At 59.9% G+C, this 11,854-nt stretch carries 7 protein-coding genes and 2 pseudogenes; all 9 read right to left on the reverse strand.

Annotated elements, in window-relative coordinates:
- Positions 1–574: 574 nt before the first annotated feature.
- A complete protein-coding gene (locus ACNS84_RS14860; RefSeq protein WP_435075646.1) occupies positions 575–1,960 on the reverse strand; it encodes a hypothetical protein in 1,386 nt (461 codons plus the stop codon).
- Position 1,961: 1 nt separating this feature from the next.
- The gene (locus ACNS84_RS14865; protein WP_435075647.1) at positions 1,962–5,399 is read right to left on the reverse strand and encodes an AAA family ATPase; all 3,438 of its coding nucleotides are present in this window, start codon (positions 5,397–5,399) and stop codon (positions 1,962–1,964) included.
- Positions 5,400–5,542: 143 nt separating this feature from the next.
- Positions 5,543–6,052: a PIN domain-containing protein gene (locus tag ACNS84_RS14870; RefSeq protein ID WP_435075648.1), complete on the reverse strand. Its 510-nt coding sequence runs from the start codon at positions 6,050–6,052 to the stop codon at positions 5,543–5,545.
- Positions 6,049–6,645: a DUF7437 domain-containing protein gene (locus ACNS84_RS14875; RefSeq protein ID WP_435075649.1), complete on the reverse strand. Its 597-nt coding sequence runs from the start codon at positions 6,643–6,645 to the stop codon at positions 6,049–6,051. Before ACNS84_RS14875 ends, ACNS84_RS14870 begins: the two co-directional genes overlap by 4 nt.
- A 94-nt stretch (positions 6,646–6,739) precedes the next feature.
- Positions 6,740–6,850: pseudogene (locus tag ACNS84_RS14880) on the reverse strand (DUF7558 family protein); the annotation flags it as partial.
- A gap of 328 nt (positions 6,851–7,178) precedes the next feature.
- Complete coding sequence (locus ACNS84_RS14885; protein ID WP_435075650.1) at positions 7,179–10,517, reverse strand: hypothetical protein; 3,339 nt, start codon at positions 10,515–10,517, stop codon at positions 7,179–7,181.
- 80 nt (positions 10,518–10,597) lie between these two features.
- Positions 10,598–10,789: pseudogene (locus ACNS84_RS14890) on the reverse strand (DUF7558 family protein); the annotation flags it as partial.
- Positions 10,789–11,079 carry a DUF8069 family protein gene (locus tag ACNS84_RS14895; protein ID WP_435075651.1) on the reverse strand — a complete coding sequence of 97 codons (291 nt, stop codon included), beginning with the start codon at positions 11,077–11,079 and terminating at the stop codon, positions 10,789–10,791. The gene ACNS84_RS14895 and the pseudogene ACNS84_RS14890, both read right to left, overlap by 1 nt.
- 73 nt (positions 11,080–11,152) lie before the next feature.
- Positions 11,153–11,698, reverse strand: coding sequence for a hypothetical protein (locus ACNS84_RS14900; RefSeq protein WP_435075652.1), 546 nt, complete (start codon positions 11,696–11,698; stop codon positions 11,153–11,155).
- Positions 11,699–11,854: the final 156 nt, after the last annotated feature.

Here is an 11,854-nt window from a genome sequence, read left to right on the forward strand (position 1 = left end):
GCAGCCACGCCGCGCAACCCCCCGCGCTTTCCCGCTGGCGTCGAGGGCACATGCACTTTAGCCCGGCAGTCCGCCCGCTACTGCAGGCAGACCGCCCGGAATGGTCGGTCGCGAGCGACGCGGAGGGCGGCAGCGGCGAGCGGTGCGGGCCGTCACGTCCGCATCTGTTCAGCCGGCTACGTCGCTCGGAGGGCCTTCCACTGTCCTGGCGGACTCAGAAAGGGCGAGGCCGTCTCGGTTGTCCCCCGACCCCGCAAGCACCGCAGGGATGAGGCGCGCAGCGGCGGTCGCGGGATGCCGAGCGGCCGAAGGCTTTCGGAGATGATGCTCTCGGTCAACGTACGGGACGCCGTGCCAGTCGTGATTCAGTCGATCATTCTTCCGTTGGTGCCTCGAGATAGGTCTCAAGCTTTCTGGGGTAGATAGACGTTCATTCGCCAATAACTCTAACTAGCAAACTGTTCCCAAGATTAACCAACACTATTCGATATTATTCACTTTGTGTTGGTTAATACAGAATGTTCCAGCTACAGAGACGGAGAGACAGTATCGTTGTGCTCAATCTCGAAGTGGGTTACAGTACTTGACCGAACGAATCAGAGTACTGAACGATCTCGATCTCATCCGGTGACTGTGTCTCCTGATCCAAATCGTCTGTAAACAGGAGGCCACGCACCGAGACAGAGTTAAGCACGTCTTCCGGAGCTTCGACGTATGCCCCCGACTGAGAGCGCTTGACGAACGCCATATACTCCAGTAATTCACGCAGTCCTGTCGCAACGTAGCCGATATTTTGGGTGTACTTCACCTCGCCGACGAACACATGTGCAAGTTCGAACTCACCCGTCTCGTCCCGATCATAACGTTGGAGCAGGATATCTGGGCGACCACCCCAGAGCGAATCGCTCGCGCTGTAATCGAGAAGGTCTTGCGAGAGCGACTTCCACCGCGTAAGTACTTGGTTCAGCCGGAAGAGATACCCATCCGGCTCCACCGCATCTGGATCTAACGACTCTCGAAACGTAAGGGACTCACCAGTCGCGTCATGCGAGATCACAAACCGCGACCCGTCTTGTTCCCACGTCGCGACCGTCGAGGGATCGTTCCGCCAGTGCGTCAGTACTCTGTACTCGACGGCATCATATGCGTCGAGGATACGGAAGATCCAGTATAGTTCAAAGAGGGTCTCCGTTTCCTCCGGTGCGATGACCGTATGAGCCAAGATGTCGCGAGCCTCGTCACTATCGAGTTCTTGGTTCATGAGGCGGCGATAGCGATCCAAGAGGATGGCGGCATCACGGTAGAACGCAGACCGGGACCGTTTCACCGATTCGATTGTCCGGTCGGTTACATCCTTATCAGCCTCTTCGATACGCTGGAGGTAGATATTCCGTTCATAGATTCGGTTGAGCCTGGCCGCTGCGGACTCCGGACTTCGGGACGCGTCATCAGCTGGTTTGACCCACTCTGACAGCCACTCGTAGCCATCTGGATTCTCGACAGCCGGTTGCAAGTCGGTATGCACGATCTCGTGGACGAGGCGCAGGAGTCGCTTCAGGACGAGGTTCTCGTCGACGTCGTAGCGTTCTTCGGGCTGCCGGCAGACAAAGAGTGGTTCGTCGAAGCGGCCAGCTCGTGCCCGTCGCTTTGTCGTTTCCGGCCAGTCGATCCGGCCACGAATTTCACCTCGCTGTTCGACCGAGGTCGCTGAAACGGTCGTTTTCATCTGGCGGATACGGTCCTCTAACGTCCGCATGAAGTCGAGTACACCGACGGACTCGTCGGTGTCACCAGCATCCGTGAGGACGAAGTGAATTCGTAGCAACGTCTCAATATCATCGACGTCGAGGTCCGGGTGAGCAGTGTCGATGACGCGGTCGAATCGAACGCCTTTCCTGAGGTACGTGTGGAAGTCGTCAGCAATGTCAGCGAGGAGCGCCTGACTCGATGTTTTCGGCATTCTACTCACTCCCTGACTCGAGGTCGACCTGGAAGAAGTCGCGGGCAGTCGGCCAGAGTTCGTTCTGGTCATCGGCCACGATCGCGTCGAGCTCGTCGAGAACGTCTTCGAGTTCGCCCCGTCGCAGCCCTTCCAGCTGGGGGAACACGTACATGATGATGGGTGAGACGTAATCCGCGTCCTCGACTGTCGGCGTCGAAGCGACGTACGTATAGATATCCTCGATGATGGCCGGTCCGATCGCACGGTGTTTGTTGACGGCATACCAGAGCCGACCGACTGTCTCATAGTGCTGTTCAACTTCGGGCACGGCCTCATTAGCCGACCAGACCGCGACGTATTCCCCGACGAGCCGTGCGAGCTTCGGCTCACCGTCGGCAGTTTCCTCCTCGGGTGTTGGGAGGGCGGGAATCCCAATAGGGATAAACGCCCAGCGTCGCATGAATGCATAGCTCATCTCGTACAGCGACGTCTTATCGAGCGTGTTCATCGTTGCGAGCATTCGCCAATCGTCCGGGATGTAGAACCGACTCGGACGGACGGTCGTGTCTGTCCTCGAAGAGTCAAGGATCTCAATCGGGTCGCCATTGGAGCCGTCGAATGGAAGGGTGACACTCTCGCCAGTGAGCGCGGAGAACAGCGAGCCGAACGCCTTGTCAATGTCCGCGCGATTGAGTTCGTCGATGATCAGCCACTCGTTTGCAGGTGTCCCATCCGTATCGGCCTGGAAGCGATCGAGCACGACACCGGGCTGGAATTCGAGCGTATTCTCAGCGGTCGTCTGATAGCCACCGACGGTGTCAAACGTCGACCAGTCAGCGGACGCAGTCACGATCTCGTAGTCGCCCTCGCCGACGGTCGCCTCGCACACCTGTCGTGCTAGTTTTGTCTTCCCTGTTCCCGGTGGACCGAAGAGCAGGACGTGATTCCCGCTCTCAAGAGCGCGCTGAACGCGAGACTCGATGGTTTCCCACTCCTGCTCGGGGAAGTACAGCGGGCCCGAGTCGACAGTAACGCCCTCTGAGAGCGCCGCTAGATCGTCGGTGTGATCGCCGAACGTGACTTGTGTCCCGAGTTCAAGGATTCGATCGTACTCCGCCTCGGTGAGTTCCGTGATTATCGCATTGTTTTTACTCTGGATGATCTCGCTTTTCGCCAGTTGAAGGTCGTCAACGACTTGCTCCCATGTTGCACCATCGAGGGCCGAATCCCATTCGATCGTAATGCCTTCGACCTCTCGGCCGTGCTCTTCTGAGTACTCTTCGTGGAGGCCTTCGGAGACGTGGGCTTGTGCGACGATCGCCCTCGTCGGCGCCACCTGATAGAGGAGCACCTTGTCGTCCGGTCGAGCGAGCTTGTACGCCTCGAGATTTAGCCGTGGAGATCCGGAGGGACCGATCGTCGCATAGAACGCCGTGGCGCCATCCTCATGGCGGAACGTTTCCTCGTTCACCCAGAAGTATCGGGTCGACGAATCCGGTCGGTCGATGGGTGCCAACTCCTCGAGTGCTAAGATCGTCTCGTACTCGTCCGGAGAGAGTTCGAACAGGCTCCCCTGTGCCCGATTCCGGATCGGAGAGGCTTCTTCGAGATCAGGAAGGTCGGTGAGCTGCTCCCACGTAATCGGTTCCACTCTCCGATCGTACTGAATGGTGATTCCATCGATTGCCCCGCCATACTCGTCTTTCGTCTCTTCGTGCAGTCCCTCGACGATCGTGCCTTCGGCGACGATGGCCTTCACGGGATTTGACTCGTAGAAGACGACCCGGCCACCGGGCGAGGCGGACTCGAACGCGCCGGCGATACGCCGCCTATTCCCGTTCGAGTTGGTGGCAGTGTAAAATATCTCACCACCGTGTGCGATACTTTCGACTGACCAGATATCGGGATTCGCCGTAATCCAGTAGTAGTCCGGACCAGTCATACCCTCAAGGAGGTCCTCAGCTGCGGCGTCGGTCAAACGACTTAGATAGGTCTGCGTAACCTCGCCGTTGCTGTCGAGGGGGTAGTATTTCTCGCCGCGGACGTCGTCACGCATCAAGTAGTCGCGTACCTCGTCGATCGACTGCGGTTCGTCGAACCATTCGAAATCCACATTGACACGATAGCGCTTCCCCCCGTTTTGCTCGATTTCAGATGCTTCTGTGGTGACGGTTGAATATCCAATGATCTCCGGGCGGTGATAATGAATCACCGTATCACCGACATCGAGTACAGTGAGGTCGTGGTGCCAGACATCGTCGACAGACGCCTCCAGATATTCGTTCTCGATCTCGTCTCGGTTCGTCTGCGTCACCCAGTAGACCGACGATTCTCCTTCCGCTGATCGCTGTTTCACCTCGAGAATTGTCTCATACAGTTCGATTGCTACATCAGACGGTTCGTCTTCGATACTTTGCTCATCGACTTTATCGATGATATTGAACAGCTGGTCGACCTCAAATCGAATCGGGACGGTAACACCGTGGTCTGCGTCCCTCGTCGCGTAGCCGACGATCCGTTCGTACGTTGCGAGAAATTCGGTGAAATACTGCTCGCCTTCGGCGTACGAACGGGGATCCTCATAGCCCCAGAACGTGAGCCCGTTCGTTGATGCAGCGTTCAGTATTGGATGGTCGTCAATGTGGAGAGAGCCGAAGAGTTCCCGGACGGTCGTCCTCCCGCCCAGAGAATCTTCCCAGTGATCGTTGTACTGGTCGGCATTGTGAATCTCGTCGATAAGACTCGCGAGGTCATCGATGGATCCAGTCCACTTGTTCAGAATCTGAGTCGCTTGCCCTCCCTGGATGGCGGAATGCATCTGATTCCACATCGTTTTGAACCGCTCAGGCGTGGGGTTTGCAATGAACTCGTCTGCGCGTTTGGAGATCACATCTGTCCGGTTGTGGCCTTCGAGGTCAAATTCAGCACCTGATGGAGTCGTCTTCACAACATCTCGCCACTGCTCAAGAATCGCTCGTTGCTCAGCAGTCAGTGACGGGCCCAGAATTTCGTTCTGAACGAGGGCAGTGTACGCCCGGTCAAGATCGACATCGTCCGGGCCATCTGCTGAACTCACAGTCCGGGGCGGTGCGTAACTCGTGGGATAGCCCAAAGCGCGATTGACCGTCCCTCTATCATATCCCTCCGTCGGATTGTACCATCGCTCCCAGTCAACCGAGACGTGATACTCCGTGCTTTCATCGCGAGGGACGACCTTCCGGTCGGGATCAGTGATCGTTGACTCGTCCCATGGTTCGGTGACCGTCCCTGCAGCGATGTACTGGCCGGAAGGCTGGTCGTACAAGAGGATGTGGTCACCAGCGGCAAGTGAACGGAGTTGTTCGCCGTATTCTTCGGGCCCATATGTGGCCACGACACCGAGCTCATTGAACAGTCGAGAGAAGTCGACATCCGGCTCGTTCTGTCGATTCGTGTGGACCAAATATGTCTCAGGCATCGCTGTTCTGTGAACAGTCGAATATCAGAACCTTAAAATCTACCACCAGGTGTCCCGTGCCAATCCCGGTTCGGTGGTCGTAGGATGCCGAGCGGCCGAGGGCTTTCGAGGGTCCTCTCCCATTGAATCAGACTAGCAATCAGTCAGCTGTTGCCGGCGACCAGGTCCTCGATGAACCGGAAGCCGTTCACGAACGTCACCGAGTCACCGTACCCCTCGCTCGCGAGGACGGTTTCGGCTCCCTCGCCGGCCGCGATATCGGTCGTGTAGATGTAGACCTCGGTTGCCGTCCCCGCGTTGAGATGCTGGGCAGCGAGGGCGGCGAGGGCGGCGTCCGCACGCTCGACCTCGTCGGCAGGGCGGTCATCGGCGTTCGCGATGTACCGCTGGACGCCGTCCATCGCCCGGGAGACGACAGGCTCGGAGAACTCGAGTGGCGCCGCAACCGTCGCCCACCCCTCGTCGATTGCGGCGTCGACGGGCGGGTTTTCGACATCCGGATCATCGACGGTCAGCTCCTCGTACACCCGTTCGGGCAGGACGAAATTGACGTCGTTTCGGCGAACGAACCGCCGAACGGCTTGGTAGCGTCTGTTCGACGGGTGTCCCATCGCGACGAACAGGCCGGTGTCGGCGATGTGGAGCCGGCTCACGCGTCGTCAGTGCTGTCGCCGTCGAATTCTAACTCATCGAGTCCCGCCCCAGCCTCCTCGATGTCGTAGTGCTCGTGGACGACGGGCCGGAGCGCCTGGAGGATCATCTCCGCGGCTAGCGGGGAGATGTCGAGGTCCTCCGCCATCAGGCGGTGGGTCACCTCGCCACGCTCCCGAGCGATCGCGTAGGTGAGCGCCGTTGCGAGGCCGGCGACGCCGTGGCGGTCGATGTAGGTGTCGATGTCGGCGTCCGTCTCGCGGCGGCCGAAGGCGTCGATCAGCGCCGGCGTGATGGTGTACTCGCGGTCGCTGGCGGCCGTCGTCACGGTCAGGTCGATCTCCCGGGCGGCGTACCGGCGGGGCTGCTCGTCGTCGGTGATCTCCACGACGCCGGCGTCGGCGAGTCGGTTGACGTAGCTGTAGGCGGTCCCCTGTGCGAGCTCGAGATCCTTCATCACGTCCTGGACGGTTGCCTCGCCCTCCCGAGTAAGGTACGCGTACAGCTGGGCCAGCTGTGGCTCCTCGAGAAGGTCAGCGACCGAGAGGAAGTCTTGGACGATATCGCCGTCGGCGCGATTTGAGGTGCTTGACACAGGTTGTTCTTGATTACAGTTTACAGCGAAACAGTAAAGAGTGTTTGGGTCAATCCGCCGGCGCCGCGACGAGATGCTCCTCGAGGTCGCGCGTTCAGTACGTCGCAAGGCCACCCGGACTACAGCGTTTGCACAGCTTTAGTGGGCCTTCAACGTGGCCGAGTTCTATCCGAAACCGAGGAAGGGTTGTGATTGTGTCGAAGACCCACCGGAATGGTTGCGCGCGAGCGACGCGGGAGGCCCGCGAACAAAAAAAGCGGGACATCGGTGAGCTTTGTTCACCGGAGGTCGGCAGCGGCGAGTAGGGACGGGCCGTTGAAGATGTGGAAATGACCGGATAGTGAGCCCAATACGCTCTATTTAGCAAAGAATCCTACAATCGTTATCTCAAAGCGTGCGCAACGTCAGAGAATTCATATATTAGTGTATTTATATTTGGATTGTTTAAAGGAATGTGCTGTCTCTTCTATGCCTCCAGTGGCGACACCCAATAGATTGGGTCACCTGTATCTAGAACCGACATTAGTCCACCCTCAGAGACAATCGAGAAGCTGTCGGTACGTTACCGTACTGATTTCGTCGCGCTCGACCGCCTCGTAGACGGCGCGTTCGCACCGGGTCCGGGTCGCAATCAGTGCCGAACCGTCGCAAACTACCGGCAAGAGATTGAGGACGGTGGCCGTAATGTCGGGATCGGCCCGGAGCGAGGCGGCAACAATCTCACGCATCGATCCTTGGAACCTGTCGGAGCCTACCAGCGTCGAGAGGTCGCCGTGAGCCTCCCCGAGTGCCCGCAGATCAGAGAGGTAGTCATCGACCTCGTCCACGCATTCGGCCTTGAGGCTCGCTTCGGTTGCATACAAGAGTCCCCCAACCAGATCCTCGCGGACCGACTCCGTCGGGTGTGAGGTGTGCAAGTCGTCGAGTTCGGTGAGTGCCTCGTCGACTTGTTCCCATTCGGTCGTCTTTGTGTAGCTCGCAATCGCGGCCAGCAGGGCCCGCGAGAGTATACGCGCGATCTCCGTATTTGGGAAGTCGCCGTAGAGGCTCCGAACGTCGTCGAGTGCCGCGTCGAGGTTGTCCCACTGTCCATTGCGGCGGTACGCATCAATCGTGTTGGCTGTCGCCCTGGCTGTCGCCTCGGCAACGGCTCCATCCGACGTCGCGTCGTACAGCTCCTGGAGCTTGGAGCATGCGTGCTCGGCTGTCGTACGGTGATCCGTTCCCACGTAGGCCGTGAGCTCCGCGAGTGCGTCGGCCAGCTCGTCGCGGACGGTAGCCTCGTCCGACGAGGCATACAGGTCATCGAGTTCGGACACCGCCTCAGTAGCCTGCTCGAAGTTCTCGTCTCGAGCATAGTGCGAGACTGCGTTGTACAGCCCGATTGCATACTCCCGGCGAAGGGCCGGTGTTGACACGGAGTCCGCCAACGAGTCAAGCTTCGAACGGTACCGTGTGATGGAGTCGAATCGGTCGCGGTTGCCGTAGTCGGCAATGGCGTTGGCTAACAGCATGCCGTAGTATCTTGCGGTATCGGTCTCCGGTCGAGCCCGATAGAGTGCATCGATTTCTAAGCGAATTCGCTCGACCTGTTCGAACTCGCCAACCGCGCCGTAGCCGCCGGCAGCGTTCATCAACCCCATCGCGAGCGCGTCGCACGTCTTGTCGTCGTGGTAGTGATCGTCGAGTGCTCGTAGTTCTGTAAGCGTCGTCTCCACCCGATCGAAGGCCCTAGCTCGAGCGTAGATGTCAGCCGCATTTCCCAGTGCGACCGCGAACTCCGGGGATGTACTCTCGCGTGGCAGGTTCTGGATCGTCGCAACAACGTCGTCGACGGCCTCTAGCGCACCTATGGCACCGTAGTTACGAACCGCATGGGAGAGAACCTGTCCGTACTCGGCGGTGGAAAGTTCTCCCTCGTCGGCGAGGATGCTCATATACGTCACCCACTCGGTCGCCTCGTCGACGGAAACTCCGTCGCCGACCTCGTGAAGGACCCGCCCGGCGAACCGGAACGCGTGGTCTCCGATCGAATCGCTCCGTAGTCCGTCGACTACCTCGGCTCGAAGTTCTGCAATGGGTACTGCCGACGGAGCGACGGCCATTAGGTACCGTTCGGCGTCCAGAACAGTCTTAAGCGGGAGGTCGGCATCTGCGATCTCGCTCGCCAGTTGCCCTGAGATTGCGTTGATCGTCTCTCGAACCTCAGGGTAGAGGTCCAGTAACGGGCTCGATTCCAGATCGGCGATGCCGCGCGCGACTTCGGTCGCCTTCCGCCGGACCGTCTCGGAGCGAGCGTACGTCCGGAATTGCTGTGCATCGAGCACCTTGATCCGGAGGAAATCGGCGACCACGTCGTACCGGTGGCTGTATGTAAACTCGTGATCTGTCGCCTTATCATCCCGATCGAGATACCCAGCGTCGGTGAGCGAATCCAGTTGATCGCGACGAGCCAGCCCGCTATCGAGAGCCGGTAGATCGTCAGTGAGGAGGCTCTCATCAGAAGGTTCAACGTACTCGTAGTGGACGGCAATCCACTTGAGTAGTCGTTCGACGACCTGTGCTGGGTCGACCTCTGCGACGTGTTGTAGGTCTCCCTCGGTACTCGTCATCTCACCCACGACGTTGGACAACGCCCGCTCTAGAGTCAGAGAGTCGCCACCTGTGTCGGCGGCGAGTTTCGCGAGCAGGAGCACGAAGAAGGGGTTACCATCCGCTTGCTGGACAATCTGGAAGGCGGTCTCCTCGTTGGTGTCGTACGGCTCCAGCAGCTGGACAAGCGATCGCTCGGTCGGCGGGTTCACCCAGAGTGTGCGGGTGGTTACGGATCCGAGTCCATCGACGAACCGAGAGACAGACTCCTCGTAAGCGGAGCGGGTCGCGGCGACGACCTGCACATCAACGTCACGCGTCGACTCGTCGCGGTGCTCCTCGACTGCCTGCCGGATGAAGTAGTCCATGTCGAGTCGGCCAGCGTCGTCAACGAACAGGACGACATCCCGGTCGGCAGGAAGTGGCTCAGGTTCTGGCGTGTTTACGAAGAACACCTCGCAGTCCAGCTGAGCGTCAACCATCTGACCCGTGGCAGCGAGGAGCCTGCTCTTGCCAGCTCCACCGTCGCCCGAGACGGTTATCACGTCTGTCCCCCCTTCGAGTAACCGAAGCAGTTCTGCCCGGGCGTCCGCAACGCGATCTGGCGAGCGCTCCCGACGCGAAGGTTCCGACTCGCGAACGGCTGGCATAGGGACGTACTCCGGTCGGGTGTCGAACAGTGCCGTCACGCGCTCGAACTCACTCAAGGACTTGTAGACGTTCACTCCGGTTCGATCATTGGGGAGCGACGCGAGTCGCTCGCGTAGGTCCCGAACGGACGCAAGGAGGGCTTCGTCGGCGAGTTCGGTCCCGGCCACTGTGGTCTCGTACTCTCGCATCGCCGTCCGGTACGCGTCGACCAAGGCGGAGCGCATCTGCTCCCTAGGCACCGGCTCGGTCATCTGTGAGTCGACCCTCGCGACCCAAGTGTGCAAGATTGCTTCGATCGCTTCCCTTTCCGTCTGGGTCGTCATCCACTCATGCTCGGCGGAATCCAACTCGTCGGGCTCCGTGACGGCAGTCTCTAATCCGTACAGGTCGTGGACGAACGAGTCCCACGGCTTGAGCGCGTTCGTCAGCGGCTCGGCTCGTTCGTCGTCGACCCGCTCGGTGAGCTGGGTTTCGAGTGCTCGCTGGAACTCGGTTTCCACGTCCTCGAGGTCCACCGAGTATTCTGTCATCCGGTCGAGGTCGTTGATCCAACTGTGCGCCCACTCGGACCCCCGCTCTGCTCCAACGAGGATTAATCCAGCGATGAACGAAGCGGCAAACGCGCTCACTGCGTACACCGTTTTCTCGGTTATTTTATAACCGTTCCGGAGGTGACGACGACTGCTCCCACGTGCTCGTGCGTCAGTTCGACGAGGGCACACTCCACGAGCGCGACGAGCGACGCTTGATCGCGCTCGTCGGGATCCGGCTCCGTCTGAATCGCGCAGTCGACACAGATCGGGTGGGTGACCCGCTCGTCCTGCCCCCAGGTGTGGGCCTCGCCAGTCTCGATACCGGGCCGCGCGTCGCAGAACGCGCAGCCGACGAGGGTCTGCTGCATCACTTTCCCCCCGCGTCGGCGTCGCGCCCGGCCGTCCAGCCACGGGGGAAGACGGCTAACTGTGTCGATGAGTCGAATGCGGTGCCGCTCGGCTCGTGAACCAGAACTTGGTCCTCGGGAACCGGCGTGACGACGTCCGCGCCGACGAGGTCGTTGACCAGGCGTTGGGCCGTCGCGTCGTCGACGTCTGCCGTGTCGACGCCGGCGGTGTCGCGGTCCTGTGTGAGCTGTTCCTTCTCGAACTGTTCGTGGTCGCTACTCGTATCGTCGTGAGGATCGGGACCAGGCATGGTGAGTCACGCAGCGTACGCTGTCGCGCGCTGCACGCCTCCCGGCGCCGACAAACAGTCAGGGCGGACAGCGTCAGTTCGGTCGCGGGTCTCGATAGCCGATGACTGCGACGTCGTCGATGAACAGGACGCCCTTCATGAAGTCGAGCTTGGTCAGGCTGTGCTGGTAGAGATTATGCCGGCCGAGATAGTTCACCGGCACCACCAGACAGCCGAACTCGATCTTCGGCCGGCCGTCCTTCTGGGTGCGGTACCCCTTCTGGAACTTGAGCAGGTCGTCGCTGACGTTCTTCCGCTCGCTTTTCTCGACCTCGATGGCGATGCGGGCGTCGGCGTCGTAGAGGTCGACGCTGTAGTTAAACCCCTGATGCGACCAGAGCTTGCAGTTCGGGTTGTAGCCGCCGGCGGCGTCCCCTTCGTACTCGTACTGCGAGAGCCGGTCGGCGATCGCGGTATCGAACCCACCGACCTCTGTGTGCTTCGTCGAGCCGTCGAAGACACTTGCTGGGACGGCCTCGACGGTTGCCCGAATCGACGCCAGCGCATCGTCCGGAAACGTCTCGGACGAGGTTTGGGTGCGGCGCTCGCTCAGTTTGGTGACCTCCTCAACGACGACCATACTCGCTCTCGAGGAGTAGCGGGCTGATAAAACCCGTCGCGACGGCCTCAACGGCCGACCGACGCTAGGATTCACTCACTCGAGAAATCGGGCGGTGGGTGGGGGCGAGGGAGTGGGCCAGTTCCAGCGTTAACCAACACTGTACCGGTATTGATC

This window comes from Halorubrum wangae, assembly GCF_051194135.1.
Taxonomy (GTDB): Archaea; Halobacteriota; Halobacteria; order Halobacteriales; family Haloferacaceae; genus Halorubrum.

Bases quoted from the DNA above. Each gene is read 5' to 3' on its own strand.
- ACNS84_RS14860 (WP_435075646.1), bottom strand. From the start codon at position 1,960: ATGCCGAAAACATCGAGTCAGGCGCTCCTCGCTGACATTGCTGACGAC.
- ACNS84_RS14900 (WP_435075652.1), bottom strand. From the start codon at position 11,698: ATGGTCGTCGTTGAGGAGGTCACCAAACTGAGCGAGCGCCGCACCCAA.
- ACNS84_RS14895 (WP_435075651.1), bottom strand. From the start codon at position 11,079: ATGCCTGGTCCCGATCCTCACGACGATACGAGTAGCGACCACGAACAG.
- ACNS84_RS14865 (WP_435075647.1), bottom strand. From the start codon at position 5,399: ATGCCTGAGACATATTTGGTCCACACGAATCGACAGAACGAGCCGGAT.